The organism is Streptomyces californicus (genome assembly GCF_000717645.1).
Taxonomy (GTDB): Bacteria; Actinomycetota; Actinomycetes; order Streptomycetales; family Streptomycetaceae; genus Streptomyces; species Streptomyces californicus.
Genome location: NZ_JNZZ01000004.1, coordinates 308,065 through 321,455, shown reverse-complemented (window position 1 = coordinate 321,455; position 13,391 = coordinate 308,065). Strand labels below are relative to the sequence as shown.

The following is a 13,391-nucleotide window of genomic DNA, read 5'->3' as shown; positions in this document are numbered from 1 at the left end:
CTATCGGTCGCGTCCGTTCACGCCACGCGGGGGTGCGGCGTGCCGCGTCGCGCGGCCCCCAGGAGACCCCGTACGGAGGTCGCCGCGCCGAGCGCCAGGATGCCCGCGGCGACCGACATGCCGAGCACCGCGTTGAGCGGCAGGGCGATCCCGATGCCGCCGCCGACCACCCAGGCCATCTGGAGCAACGTCTCCGACCGGGCGAACGCCGACGTGCGGACCTCCTCCGGCACGTCCCGCTGGATCATCGCGTCGAGCGACAGCTTGGACAGGGCCTGGGTGAACCCGGCGACCGCGCCGAGCGCGGCGACCAGCACCGTGGAGAAGAAGACGGCGGCCAGGACCGCCGTGCCCAGCGCGAGCCCCAGCACCGTGGCCACGATGACCTCGGGGCCGCGCGCCCTGAGCCAGGAGCCCACCGCCGTACCGCAGGCGTTCCCGGCCCCCGCCGCCACGCCGACGATGCCGAGCGAGACCGCCGCGCTCTGCCCGGCCAGCGGGTGCTCGCGCAGCAGGAACGCCAGGAAGAAGATGAGGAAGCCCGAGAGCGCCCGGTGCGCGGCGTTGGCCTGGAGCCCGTGCAGGACGGAGCCGCCGACGGACCGCAGGCCGGGTGGCCGCTCCCTGGCCGGCTTCCGCCCGTTGCCGTTCCTGCGCAGGCCCGCCCGGGTGCTGCCCTTGCCCGGTACGGGGCGCGGGGCGGGCGGCTCGTGGTGCGGGACGATCAGCCGCGCCCGGCGTTCGCCCTTCGCGGAGTCGACCTTGGGCGGCAGGGTGAAGGCGAGGAAGGTGCCCGCCACGAAGATCGCGCACGCCCCGTAGAGCGGCCAGGCGGAGCCGACGGTCTGGAGCCCGGCCCCGATCGGGGCCGCCACCCCCGTGGCCAGCAGCCCCGCCAGGGTGACCCGGGAGTTCGCCTTCACCAGGGAGAACCCGGGTGGCAGCAGCCGCGGCACCACCGCGCTGCGCACCACGCCGTACGCCTTCGAGCAGACCAGGACGCCCAGCGCGGCCGGGTACAGCTCGAGCCCGCCCGTGGCGACCGCGCCCGACATGGTGATGGCGAGCAGCGCCCGCGCCAGCATCGCCCCGGCCATCGCGGCACGCCGGCCGTGCGGCAGCCGGTCCAGCAGCGGGCCGATCACCGGGGCGAGGAGGGTGAAGGGGGCCATCGTGATGGCGAGGTAGAGCGCGACCCGGCCGCGCGCCTCGTCCGTCGGCACGGAGAAGAAGACGGTGGAGGCGAGGGCGACCGTGATCATGACGTCGCCCGCGCCGTTGACGGCGTGCAGCTCGATCAGCTTGCCGAGGCCCGACTCGCCCGCGCCGTGGGCGTGCGTCGCCCTGCGGATGGAGCGCGCCGTGCCGGTGAACGGGGCGCGCAGGACACGACCCGTCGCCCGCCCCGTCCTGCGGAGCGGGCCGGGACCGTCGTGCGACCTGGCGGCAGCCACCTCGTCATAGTGCCCCAACCTCGGCGGGTATGAACGGTGATCAGCACGGACGCGCGCGGGAGACGCCGGGTGACGCCCTGTCGGGGGAGCGGAGCGGCGGCGTCCGCCGGTGAACGGATACGGCACGTTTGGGACGGGCAGGTGGGCGCGGGGCGGCGGAGAGGGTAGCGTGCGTAACGCGCCACCGGCGTTTGTTCTTGGCCGCGCGCCTCTCGGCGATCCCGCAGAATGGATGGCAGAAGGCACGCCCGAGGCAGGCACAACGGGTGTGGACGTCGACGCGGCCCCCAGGTCCGCTCCGCCTCCACCCGTCCCCGCCTGTCCGGCCGCAACGGCAAACCGTCCTGCAGCTGGCGCGCTCGTGAGACTGGCGTATGGAGAGAAGCGAAGACCTGTGAGTGCTGCGACGACGACGCGAAGCCGTACGGCCCGTACCCCCGCCCCCGACCGGCTGTGCGCCGAGGCGGTGGACCTCGCACGCGAGGCCGCCGAGGAGGCCGCAGCGCCCGGCGTGGTCGGGGAGCACGTCGGGGTGGTCTCCGAGGGGGACCGGGTCGTCACGCACTACTTCGAGGCCAAGGAGCCGGGGTACCGGGGCTGGCGCTGGGCGGTGACGGTCGCGCGGGCCTCCCGCGCGAAGAACGTCACGCTGGACGAAACGGTGCTGCTGCCGGGGGCGGACGCGCTCCTCGCGCCGGAGTGGGTGCCGTGGAGCGAGCGGCTGCGCCCCGGCGACATGGGCCCCGGCGACCTGCTGCCCACCGAGGCGGAGGACCTGCGGCTGGAGCCCGGCTGGAGCGGCGAGGACGAGCCGCCGCCGAACTCGCTGGTCTCCGAGGAGATGGCGCAGCTCGTCGACGCGGAGGACGCCGAGCTGACGGACCGGCCGGTGGCCGCGACCAGCCGGGGTTCCATCGCGGCGGTCGCCGAGGAGCTGGGCACGCGGCGGGCGCGGGTGCTGTCCCGGTACGGGCTGATGGAGGCCGCCGACCGGTGGGACGAGGCGTTCGGGCCGCGGACGCCGATGGCGCAGGCGGCACCGGCGACCTGTGTGAGCTGCGCGTTCCTGATCCCGATGGCGGGGTCGCTGAAGCAGGCGTTCGGCGTGTGCGCGAACGAGTTCGGTCCGGCGGACGGGCACGTGGTGTCGCTGGCGTACGGGTGCGGTGGGCACTCGGAGGCCGCGGTGATGCCGACGCCGCCGAAGCCGGCGCCGCACGCGCTGGACACGATGCGGGTGGACGCGTACGCGCTCCGGCCGGAGCGGGGCGAGGGCTCCGTACCGGCGGAGGCGGACGGGGCGTCGGAGGACCTCGGCCACTCCTGAGGCTCCTGGCCACTGGGGGTCCGGGCTTGCGGTGCGCGGGCATCGCGGGGTGCCGCGCGCTGCCCTCCGGGCCTTCCGGGGCCCCGGCCCCTGTTGTCGCACCGCCCACCTGGCTGAGGGTTCCGTCCTCAAGCGCCGGACGGGCTGGAGCGGATCGCCGGACGGGCTGAAACGGGTCGCGCCGGACGGGCTTGAGGTGTCGGGGCGACGGTGAGCGGCGGGCAGGCCGGTTCGGCCGGGTGTCCCGGGCGCCGGATGGGCGTCGGTCACTCGCGGGGCGGCGGGCGCGGTACCTTCGGGCGCACACTGGGCCGCAGGGGCACCCCGTCCCCCCCGCACCGAACGGAGTCGAGAGCGTGAGCATGAAGGCGACCGAGGGGGCCGATCCGTTCGGGACGGCACGGCTGCGGCGCGGCGTGCTCGACGCGTGGGACGCCGGGCCCGCCCGGTTCCGGGAGGACGCCAACGCCGAGGAGGACCTCGCGCTCGGCGGCTACCGCGACCGCCTCGTCGTCGAGCTGGCCCAGAACGCCGCCGACGCCGCCGCCCGTGCCCGCGTCCCCGGCCGGCTCCGGCTCACCCTGCACCCCGCGGCCCCCGGCGACCCCGACGCCCGCTGCGTCCTCGCCGCCGCCAACACCGGCGCCCCGCTCGACGCCACCGGCGTGGAGTCCCTGTCCACCCTGCGGGCCTCCGCCAAGCGCGAGGGCCACGAGTCCGCGGTCGGCCGGTTCGGCGTCGGGTTCGCCGCCGTCCTCGCGGTCAGCGACGAGCCCGCCGTCCTCGGCGTCCACGGCGGGGTCCGCTGGTCCCTGGCCGAGGCCCGCGAACTGGCCCGGCAGGCGGCCGTCGGCTCCCCGGGCCTCGGCGACGAACTGCGCCGCCGCGACGGACACGTACCGCTGCTGCGTCTGCCGCTGCCCGCCGAGGGCTCCGCGCCCCAGGGGTACGACACCGTCGTCGTGCTGCCCCTGCGCGACGGCACCGCCGAGGATCTGGCGGCGCGGCTGCTGGCCGGCGTGGACGACGCGCTGCTGCTCACCCTGCCCGGCCTGGACGAGGTCGTCATCGAGACCCCGGACGGGACGCGGACCCTGACCCGCACCGTCCACGGGCCGTACACGCACATCGACGACTCCGCTCGCGGCCTGAACCGGTGGCGCACCGTCCACCGCCACGGCCCCGTCGAGCCCGCCCTGCTCGCCGACCGGCCGGTCGAGGAGCGGCTGCGCCCGCACTGGTCGGTCACCTGGGCGGTCCCGGTCGACGAGGAGGGCGCCCCGCTCCACCCCCGTACGGCACCCGTCGTCCACGCGCCCACGCCCACCGACGAACCCCTCGGCATCCCCGCCCTGCTCATCGCCTCCCTCCCGCTGGACACCGCCCGCCGGCACCCCGCCCCGGGGCCGCTGACCGACTTCCTGGTCGAGCGGGCCGCCGACGCGTACGCCGAGCTGCTCGGCGACTGGCGGCCGGTGTCGACCGGGACCATCGACCTGGTGCCCGGCCGACTCGGCAAGGGCGCGCTCGACGGGGCGCTGCGCGAGGCGGTCCTGAACCGGCTGCCCCGGGTGGCGTTCCTGGAGCCCGCCGCGCCCCGCGACCCCGAGGCGGACCGGGAGGGCTGGGCGGACGACTGGGAGCGGGACGGGGACCGTACGGAGGGCGGCGGCTCCGCCCTGCGGCCGGTCGAGGCCGAGGTCGTCGAGGGCGTCGGCGCCGAGACCGTACGGGTGCTCGCCGAGGTGTTGCCCTGCCTGCTGCCCGCCGGCCTGGAGCGGCGCACCGAGCTGCGGACCCTCGGGGTGGCGCGCGTCCCGCTGACCGAGGCGATCGACCGCCTGGCCGGCCTGGAGCGCGACCCCGCCTGGTGGCACCGGCTCTACGACAGCCTCGCGGGCACCGATCCCGACCGGCTCACCGGCCTCCCCGTCCCCCTCGCGGGCGACCCGGAGGACGAGCGGGCGGGCCGCCCGCCGCGCACCACGATCGGGCCGCGCCAGATCCTGCTGCCGCTCCCGGACGCGCTCACCGGCCCCGTGCTCGCCCGGCTCTCCCGGCTCGGCCTCAAGGTCGCCCACCCGGACGCCGCGCACCCGCTGCTGGAGAAGCTCGGGGCGCTGCCCGCCACCCCGCGCGCCGTACTGACGACCCCTCAAGTGCGGGCCGCTGTCGCCGGATCGCTCGACGCGGGTGAGATCTGGGACGAGGACGCGCTCGACGCCGACGAACTGGCGGAGACCGTCCTCACCCTCGTGCGCGACGCCGAACTCGCCCCCGGCGACGAGCCCTGGCTCGGTGCGCTCGCCCTCCCCGACGAGGACGGCGAACCGGCCCCGGCGGGCGAACTGGTGCTCCCCGCGAGCCCGTTCGCGCAGATCATGCGCGAAGGGGAACTGGGCTTCGTCGAGCAGGAGTTGGCCGACCGCTGGGGCGAGGGCCCGCTCACCGCCTGCGGGGTGCTGGCCACCTTCGCCCTCGTACGCGCCACCGACGTCGTCCTCGATCCGGACGAACTGGAGCCCCGCGACGGCGACTTCGCCGAACCGGACGACGCCGGGCTGCTGGACGCCGTGGACGTCTGGTGCGAGGACCTGCTCGACGGGTTGGACGAGACCCCGGTGCCGCCGGTCGCCACCGAGATCGTCGCCGTACGGGACCTGGACCTGGTGGACGACGACGCCTGGCCGCAGGCGCTCGCGCTGCTGGCGCGGCCGCCGTTGCGCGACGCGCTGACCCAGCCGGTACGGGTGCTGATGCCGGACGGCACGACCCGGTCCGTGCGCCCGTACACCGCGTGGTGGCTGCGCGACCACCCCGTGCTGGAGGGCCGCCGCCCGGCCGGACTGCGCGCGGCGGGCGGCGACCCCCGGCTGGCCGGGCTGTACGACGCGGTGGACGCCACCGGCTTCGACGACACCGAGGTGCTGCGGGCCCTCGGCGTACGGACCTCGGTCGCCGCCCTCCTGGACGAGCCGGGCGGCGCGGCCGAACTGCTGGGCCGCCTCGCCGACGGGGACCGCCCGGTCACCCCCGTACAACTGCACGCCCTCTACACGGCGTTGGCCGATCTCGATCCGGACCGGGTGACCCTGCCGGACGAGCTGCGGGCGGTGGTGGACGGCGAGGTGGCGGTGGTCGACGCGGCCGAGGCCGTGATCGCGGACGCCCCCGACGTGCTGCCGCTCACCGAGGGCCTGCCCCTGCTCCCGGTCGCCCCGTCCCGCGCGGCCGACCTGGCCGAGTTGCTCCAGGTCCGGCGGCTCGGCGAGACCGTCGACGCGGACGTCACCAGCGAGGGCGAGGAGCACCGCGTACCGGACTCCGTCCGCGTCCTGCTCGGCCCCGGCACCCCGGACACGTACGTCGAGCACACCGAACTGCTCGCCGGCGGCGTCGAACTGGACTGGCGCCGCACCCCGGACGGCGTCGTCCACGCCGCCACCCTGGAGGGCGTCGCGGCCGGCCTGGCATGGGCGGCGGGCCAGTGGCCCCGCCGCTTCGAGGTCGCCGCCCTCCTGGAGGACCCGTCCCGGACGGAGGAGCTGGCCCGCGACCGCTGGTTCGACTGAGCGGCCTCCCGGACGAGGGCGACCGGGGGCACGCGTCAGGAGTCCGAAGCCCGGTCGTGGCAGGGGCGGTCGGGGCACGCGCCGGGGGGCCCCGGGGAACGATCGGGGCACGGCGTCGGCGATTTCACAGAAAAGTCACAGGACTGCACAACCGTTCACGTGGTTCGCCTGTCTGTTCCCATGAGCCAAGAGGCTCATGGACCAGATGGGTTCCGCCGGGCTGACGACACGAGCGCGCCCCGGGACCCCTTCTCCACTTGGGGACACATGCGTATTCGTGCCACCGTGGCCGCCGTCACCGGCGCCCTGGCCCTTTCCGCTTTCGCTGTGCCGGCCGTCCAGGCCGACGAGAAGCCCGACGCCGGCCTGAGCGTGCCCTCCGGAGCCGAGATCTTCGGCGACGCCGCCGGCGCGCCGGCCGCCAAGGCCCGCTCCGCCCGCACCGCCGAGGTGCCGGTCATCAAGAAGGTCGTCGTCAACGGCGGCAAGGACATCGTGGTGGGCACCACGGCCAAGAAGAAGTTCACCGTCGCGGTCACGGCCTCGTCGCCGTCCGGCATCGCCGACGCGTACGCCTTCCTGTGGCACGGCCACATCGACGAGGTCGACGGCGTCCTCGTTCCCGTCCAGGACCGCGGCAACTGCAAGGTGTCGTCCGACCGGACCACCTCCACCTGCACCGTCTCGATCACGGTCGACCCGCGCTCCGACGACCTCTACACGAGCAGCCTCGCCGGCACCTGGAACGTGGCCGCCGGAGCGCTCGCCGCCACCGGCAGTGAGACCGACTTCATCTGGCGGGAGCACCAGGCGAAGGCCCGCGTCCAGCGCGCCTCCCAGATCACCGTGAACGCGTCCCCCGAGCCTGTGAAGAAGGGCAAGACCCTCACCGTCACGGGCAAGCTCTCGCGGGCCAACTGGGACACCCACACCTACAAGGGCTACAGCGGCCAGCCCGTGAAGCTCCAGTTCCGGAAGAAGGGGTCCTCGACCTACACGACGGTGAAGACCGTCAAGACCAACTCCACCGGCAACCTGAAGACCACCGTCAAGGCGTCGGTCGACGGTTACTGGCGCTACAGCTTCGCCGGCACCTCCACCACCCCGGCCGCCACGGCCGCCGGTGACTTCGTCGACGTGAAGTAGTACCCCCGGGCACGGAGAAGCCCCCGGAAGGACGGTGACGTCCTTCCGGGGGCTTCTCCGTGCCGCCGCGGACCGGGTCGGGATCCGCCGGGCACGCCCTACGCCCGGAAGCGCCGCCCGACCCAGCGCCAGACGAACTCCAGCAGGACGGCCGCCGCCGCCGCGATGCCGACCGCCGCCCACGGCATCACCGTGCCCACCAGCTTCAGCGCGAAGAAGTCCTGGAGCCACGGCACCACGAGCACGATCAGGAAGCCGAGCCCCATCGCGGCCACCAGCGCGACGCGCCACCAGGTGTACGGGCGGGCGATGATCGCCAGGACGTACATCGAGACCAGGAACAGCGTCAGCGTCGCCGCGCTCGTCTCGGCCTCCAGCGCGCCCGCGCCGGAGTAGTGGTGGCGGGCCAGCAGGTACGTGACGAAGGTGGACGCCGCCGCGATGGCGCCCGACGGGATCGCGTACCGCATGACCCGGCGGACGAAGTTGGGCTGCGCGCGCTCCTTGTTCGGCGCCAGCGCCAGGAAGAACGCCGGGACGCCGATGGTCAGCGTCGACAGCAGGGTCAGGTGCCGCGGCAGGAACGGGTACTCCACCTGGGTGCAGACCACCAGGATCGCCAGCAGCACCGAGTAGACCGTCTTCGTCAGGAAGAGCGTCGCGACCCGGGTGATGTTGCCGATCACCCGGCGGCCCTCGGCCACCACCGAGGGCAGCGTCGCGAAGCTGTTGTTCAGCAGCACGATCTGCGCCACCGCACGGGTCGCCTCCGAGCCCGAGCCCATCGAGACGCCGATGTCGGCGTCCTTCAGCGCGAGGACGTCGTTCACGCCGTCACCGGTCATCGCGACGGTGTGGCCGCGCGACTGGAGGGCGGCCACCATGTCCCGCTTCTGCTGCGGGGTGACCCGGCCGAAGACCGCGTTCCGCTCCATGGCCGTGGCCATCTCGTCCGGGTCGCTCGGCAGCCGGCGGGCGTCCAGCGTGTTCTCCGCGCCCGCGAGGCCCAGCTTCCCGGCGACCGCGCCGACCGAGACCGCGTTGTCGCCGGAGATGACCTTGGTGGCCACGTTCTGGTCGGCGAAGTACGCGAGCGTGTCGCCCGCGTCCGGGCGCAGCCGCTGCTCCAACACGACCAGGGCGGTGGGGACGGCCTCGGCCGCCGCGCCGGGGGCGTCCAGCGCGCCGCCCGGGACCCGGGCCAGCAGCAGGACCCGCAGACCCTGCTCGTTGAGCCGCTCGATCTGCTTGAGGGCCGGGTCGCCCTCGGAGAGCAGGACGTCGGGGGCGCCGAGCAGCCAGGCGGAGGCCGTGCCGTCCGCCTCGGTGAACGCCGCGCCGCTGTACTTGCGCGCCGAGGAGAACGGCATCGCGTCGGTGACCGCCCAGCTCCCGGCGTCGCCGCCGTCCGTCCGGCCCGCGCCCGCCGTGTCGCCGCCGTCGCCGCCGTCCGCCGGGTAGGCGTCGATGATGGCCTGGAGGCTGGCGTTGGGCCGGGGGTCCGAGGAGCCGAAGGCCCGCAGCACCCGCTGGACGTACGCCTCGTCGCTCCCGTTCAGCGGCCGGACCTCGCTGACGTCCATGCCGCCCTCGGTGAGCGTGCCCGTCTTGTCCAGGCAGACCACGTCGACCCGGGCGAGCCCCTCGATGGCGGGCAGCTCCTGCACGAGGCACTGCTTGCGGCCGAGCCGGACGACCCCGATGGCGAACGCCACCGACGTCAGCAGGACCAGGCCCTCCGGGATCATCGGGACGATGCCGCCGACGGTCCGGGCGACGGACTCCTTGAAGTTGTTGTCCTTCACGACGAGCTGGCTGATGATCAGCCCGATCGCCGTCGGGACCATCATCCACGTGACGTACTTCAGGATCGTGCTGATGCCGCTGCGCAGCTCGGAGTGGACCAGCGTGAAGCGCGACGCCTCCTCGGCGAGCTGCGCCGCGTACGCCTCGCGGCCCACCTTGGTCGCGGTGAACGCCCCGCCGCCCGCGACGACGAAGCTGCCGGACATCACCTGGTCGCCGGCCCGCTTGATCACCGGGTCGGCCTCGCCGGTCAGCAGCGACTCGTCGATCTCCAGGCTGTCGGCCTCCGCGACCGTGCCGTCCACGACGACCTTGTCGCCCGGACCCAGCTCGACCAGATCGCCCAGGACGATCTCGGAGGTGGAGATCTCCGAGGCCGTCCCGTCCCGGCGCACGGTCGGCTTCGCCTCGCCGATCACCGCGAGGCTGTCCAGGGTCTTCTTGGCCCGCCACTCCTGGATGATGCCGATGCCGGTGTTGGCGACGATCACGAAGCCGAAGAGGCTGTCCTGGATCGGCGCGACGAACAGCATGATCACCCAGAGCACGCCGATGATCAGGTTGAACCGGGTGAAGACGTTGGCCCGGACGATCTCGACGACCGAGCGCGAGGACCGTACGGGTACGTCGTTGACCTCGCCGCGCGCGACCCGCTCGGCGACCTCGGCCGTGGTCAGCCCTTCCGGCCGGTGCGCCGGCGGTGGCGGGTCCACGGGGTGTACGGGATCGAGTTCCGCCCCCGCGTCGATCTTGGCCTGCCGGGGGTTTCCGGAGGTCCGGGAGTTTCCGGGGGGTTGCTCCCCGGGTCCGGGGGTCTGTCCCCCGGAGGAATCGAGTGCCCGCTGCGTCATGGGTCCGACGTTACGGGCGTCCGTGGGGAATCACCCACCGGGAGGGGTGAAGATCCGACCACGGGTGGAGGAAGTCGGGCCCGAGGTCGTACGGGGAGGGCCCCGACGCGTACGGAAGCGCGAAGGCGCCCCGGCCCGTACGGAGGCGCGGGTGGCCCGCACGGAAGCGCCGTGGCCGTAGGGGAGCGTCCTGCCCCGTACGCAAGCGCTTCGTCAGCCGCGTCCGTCGGTGCGGCCCGCGCGGTCGGCGCCCAGCGCGTTGCCCTCCGCCTCCGCCCCGGCGGCGTCCTTCGCCGCGGCCTGCGCGGCGTGCCGCTTGAGTGCGGCGTCCCGCCCGCGTACGTACCAGATGCCGATCAGGCCGAGTCCGGCCCCGGCCAGCGGGGTCCACACCCACCAGGTGTGGCCCCGGTCGGCGAACCAGCCGTAGAAGGGGAGCTGGGCGAGGAAGAGGACGAACCAGAGGATCGTGCCGCCGACGACGGTGGCGACGACGGGGCCCTCCAGGGGTTCGGGCGCCTCGTGCTTCGGTGTCCACTTCTCCATGTCCTCAGTGTATGGGGCAGGTCGGAAGGTCCCCTGGCGGGCGGTCACGGGGGACGTGAGCCGGCGATCCGGGGCGACGGGAGACGGCGGGAGCCAGGTGGCCGCAAGGGTCTACGCGCGGAGATAGCGATCTTCGCTTGATGTATTCATACTGAATCTGCTTTGGGCTGGCTCGAATTCTTCGTCTGAACGTCCAAATTCGATCACCTCGCGTCCCTTTGCTTCCCACCTGGTAGTGCCCCGCCTTACCTCCCTACGTACGACTGAGGTCACCCATGTCCCCCTCGGCCACCGCTCCGGTCGACTCCCCGCCCCCGTCGGCTCCGCAGCCCCAGGGCAGCCTGGACCGGTTCTTCAAGATCTCCGAGCGGGGGTCGACGGTCGCCCGCGAGTTCCGCGGCGGCTTCGCCACGTTCTTCGCGATGGCGTACATCATCGTGCTCAACCCGATCATCCTGGGCAGCGCGAAGGACATGTACGGTCACCAGCTCGACAACGGGCAGCTGGTCACCGCCACCGTGCTGTCCGCCGCCTTCTCGACGCTGCTGATGGGCGTCATCGGCAACGTGCCGATCGCGCTCGCCGCCGGTCTCGGCGTCAACACCGTCGTCGCGCTCCAGCTCGCCCCCCGGATGAGCTGGCCCGACGCGATGGGCATGGTCGTCCTCGCGGGCATCGTGGTGATGCTGCTGGTCGCCACCGGGCTGCGGGAACGCGTGATGAACGCCGTGCCGAAATCGCTCCGCAAGGGCATCGCGATCGGCATCGGCCTCTTCATCCTCCTGATCGGCCTCGTCGACTCGGGCTTCGTCTCGCGCATGCCCGACGCCGCGCACACCACCGTGCCGCTCCGGCTCGGCGGCGACGGCCACCTCAACGGCTGGCCGATCCTGGTCTTCGTGCTCGGCGCGCTGCTCACGCTCGCCCTCATCGTGCGCAAGGTGCCCGGCGCGATCCTCATCTCAATCGTCGCCATGACGGGCGTCGCCGTGGTCATCGACCTGGTCGCGGACCTGCCCGCCGGGGCGTGGGGCCTGACGACGCCCGCGTGGCCGGGCAGCCCGGTCTCCACACCGGACTTCGGGCTCCTCGGGGAGGTCAGCCTGTTCGGCGGCTTCGAGAAGGTCGGCATCCTCACGGGCGTCCTCTTCGTCTTCACCGTCCTGCTGTCCTGCTTCTTCGACGCGATGGGCACCATCCTCGGCGTCGGCGACGAGGCGAAGCTGATGGACCAGAACGGCAACTTCCCCGGCATCAACAAGGTGCTGCTCATCGACGGCGTCGCGGTCGCCGCGGGCGGTGCGAGCTCCTCCTCCGCCACCACGTGCTTCGTGGAGTCCACGGCGGGTGTCGGCGAGGGCGCCCGTACCGGGCTGGCGAGCGTCGTGACCGGTCTGCTCTTCTCGGTGGCGCTGTTCCTCACACCGCTGGCGACCATGGTCCCGTCGCAGGCGGCCACGCCCGCCCTGCTGGCGGTCGGCTTCCTGATCATCGCGGGGTCGGTGCGGGACATCGACTGGAGCGACTACACGCTCTCGATCCCGGCGTTCCTCGCGATGCTGATGATGCCGTTCACGTACTCGATCACCAACGGCATCGGCATCGGCTTCATCGCCTTCTCCGTGCTGCGGCTGGCGGCCGGCCGCGGCCGCGAGGTCCCGGTTGCCATGTACGCGGTGTCGGCGGTGTTCGTCTTCTACTACGCGATGCCGGCGCTCGGCCTCACGTGACGGGGCGCGTGAGCGTCCGTCCGGCCGGGGGCCCCGGTCGGTTCACGTGACGGGCGGCGTCAGGCCGCCTCTCAGGTGACCGGCGGCGTGAGGCTGTACCTCACGCCGCCGTCCGGGCCGGGCTCCTCCTCGGAGTCGCCGTAGAGCTTCTCCGTCTCCTCGGAGTCGCCGTAGAGCTTCTCCGTCTCCTCGGAGTCGCCGTAGAACTTCTCCGTCTCCTCGACGGCCGCGGTGAAGCGTTCGTCGAAGTCGTCGCGAATGAGCGTCCGGACCACGTAGTCCTGGACGCTCATTCCGCGTTTGGCGGCGTGCTGCCGGAGCCGGTCGAGCAGCTCACCGTCTATCCGTAGGCTGAGTACTGTCGATCCCATGCCCAGCAGGGTCCCCGCCCCGGCGCGTCTTTCGCGTCACTTTCCGCTCTGAACTCACTCGTTCGGGTGAGTAATGGTGCGCACGTGCACTACCGGGTGGTATTTAGGTTGGGTAATGAGTTACGCTAACAAACATGCCTGACCTGATCCACGACGGCGACAGTGCCGCCGCCGTGAGCTCCCTCCGCTCCGCCGTGATGCTGCTGGGCCGCCGCCTCAAGCACCAGCGGGTCGACGAGTCGCTGAGCCCCACCGAGATGTCGGTGCTCGGGACCCTCGCCCGCTGCGGCTCGGCCACCCCCGGTGAGCTGGCCCGCAAGGAGCACGTACAGCCTCCGTCGATGACCCGCATCGTCGCGTTGCTGGAGGCGAAGGGCCTGGTCAGGCTGGAACCGCACCCCGATGACCGTCGGCAGAAGAGGGTCAGCCAGACCGAGCAGGCCGAAGCCATGCTCGCGGAGAGCCGCACCAAGCGGAACGCCTGGCTGTCCCACCTCGCCGAGGGCCTGGACGAGGACGAGTGGGAGAAGCTTCGGGCCGCCGCGCCCGTGTTGGAGAAGCTCGCCCACCTGTGACCCCACGGGCGCG

Annotated in this window: 9 protein-coding genes; 5 read left to right on the top strand and 4 right to left on the bottom strand. The window is 73.3% G+C overall.

Annotation, left to right across the window (positions count from 1 at the left end; translation table 11 throughout):
• Nucleotides 1-17: 17 nt before the first annotated feature.
• On the bottom strand, nucleotides 18-1,454 hold the full coding sequence (locus IF19_RS0108105; protein WP_030115781.1) for an MFS transporter: 1,437 nt from the start codon (nucleotides 1,452-1,454) through the stop codon (nucleotides 18-20).
• Nucleotides 1,455-1,905: 451 nt separating this feature from the next.
• On the opposite strand from IF19_RS0108105, the gene IF19_RS0108100 reads away from it, so the two are divergent.
• From IF19_RS0108100 to IF19_RS0108090, 3 genes are all read left to right on the top strand, one after another.
• Nucleotides 1,906-2,781 carry a DUF3027 domain-containing protein gene (locus IF19_RS0108100; protein ID WP_032747463.1) on the top strand — a complete coding sequence of 292 codons (876 nt, stop codon included), beginning with the start codon at nucleotides 1,906-1,908 and terminating at the stop codon, nucleotides 2,779-2,781.
• A 362-nt stretch (nucleotides 2,782-3,143) separates the two neighbouring features.
• Nucleotides 3,144-6,353, top strand: a complete 3,210-nt coding sequence (locus IF19_RS0108095; protein WP_030276254.1) for a sacsin N-terminal ATP-binding-like domain-containing protein — start codon at nucleotides 3,144-3,146, stop codon at nucleotides 6,351-6,353.
• Nucleotides 6,354-6,620: 267 nt separating this feature from the next.
• Complete coding sequence (locus IF19_RS0108090; protein ID WP_030115776.1) at nucleotides 6,621-7,499, top strand: hypothetical protein; 879 nt, start codon at nucleotides 6,621-6,623, stop codon at nucleotides 7,497-7,499.
• 98 nt (nucleotides 7,500-7,597) lie between these two features.
• Here the strand turns inward: IF19_RS0108090 and IF19_RS0108085 are convergent, their stop codons facing one another.
• Together IF19_RS0108085 and IF19_RS0108080 are read right to left on the bottom strand one after the other, a co-directional pair.
• A complete protein-coding gene (locus IF19_RS0108085; RefSeq protein WP_030115775.1) occupies nucleotides 7,598-10,156 on the bottom strand; it encodes an HAD-IC family P-type ATPase in 2,559 nt (852 codons plus the stop codon).
• A 213-nt stretch (nucleotides 10,157-10,369) separates the two neighbouring features.
• Complete coding sequence (locus IF19_RS0108080) at nucleotides 10,370-10,702, bottom strand: DUF2530 domain-containing protein (protein ID WP_030115774.1); 333 nt, start codon at nucleotides 10,700-10,702, stop codon at nucleotides 10,370-10,372.
• Nucleotides 10,703-10,977: 275 nt separating this feature from the next.
• Between IF19_RS0108080 and IF19_RS0108075 the strand changes: the two genes are divergently transcribed.
• Nucleotides 10,978-12,432 carry an NCS2 family permease gene (locus IF19_RS0108075; RefSeq protein WP_030115773.1) on the top strand — a complete coding sequence of 485 codons (1,455 nt, stop codon included), beginning with the start codon at nucleotides 10,978-10,980 and terminating at the stop codon, nucleotides 12,430-12,432.
• 71 nt (nucleotides 12,433-12,503) lie between these two features.
• On the opposite strand, the gene IF19_RS1000000136865 is transcribed toward IF19_RS0108075, so the two are convergent.
• The gene (locus IF19_RS1000000136865; protein WP_106973601.1) at nucleotides 12,504-12,803 is read right to left on the bottom strand and encodes a hypothetical protein; all 300 of its coding nucleotides are present in this window, start codon (nucleotides 12,801-12,803) and stop codon (nucleotides 12,504-12,506) included.
• A gap of 134 nt (nucleotides 12,804-12,937) precedes the next feature.
• On the opposite strand from IF19_RS1000000136865, the gene IF19_RS0108065 reads away from it, so the two are divergent.
• Complete coding sequence (locus IF19_RS0108065) at nucleotides 12,938-13,378, top strand: MarR family winged helix-turn-helix transcriptional regulator (RefSeq protein ID WP_030115771.1); 441 nt, start codon at nucleotides 12,938-12,940, stop codon at nucleotides 13,376-13,378.
• The last annotated feature ends 13 nt before the right edge of the window (nucleotides 13,379-13,391 follow it).

Coding starts and splice junctions, on each gene's coding strand:
- IF19_RS0108095 (WP_030276254.1), top strand. CDS start 3,144: ATGAAGGCGACCGAGGGGGCCGATCCGTTCGGGACGGCACGGCTGCGG.
- IF19_RS0108090 (WP_030115776.1), top strand. CDS start 6,621: ATGCGTATTCGTGCCACCGTGGCCGCCGTCACCGGCGCCCTGGCCCTT.
- IF19_RS0108085 (WP_030115775.1), bottom strand. CDS start 10,156: ATGACGCAGCGGGCACTCGATTCCTCCGGGGGACAGACCCCCGGACCC.
- IF19_RS0108080 (WP_030115774.1), bottom strand. CDS start 10,702: ATGGAGAAGTGGACACCGAAGCACGAGGCGCCCGAACCCCTGGAGGGC.
- IF19_RS0108075 (WP_030115773.1), top strand. CDS start 10,978: ATGTCCCCCTCGGCCACCGCTCCGGTCGACTCCCCGCCCCCGTCGGCT.
- IF19_RS1000000136865 (WP_106973601.1), bottom strand. CDS start 12,803: ATGGGATCGACAGTACTCAGCCTACGGATAGACGGTGAGCTGCTCGAC.
- IF19_RS0108065 (WP_030115771.1), top strand. CDS start 12,938: ATGCCTGACCTGATCCACGACGGCGACAGTGCCGCCGCCGTGAGCTCC.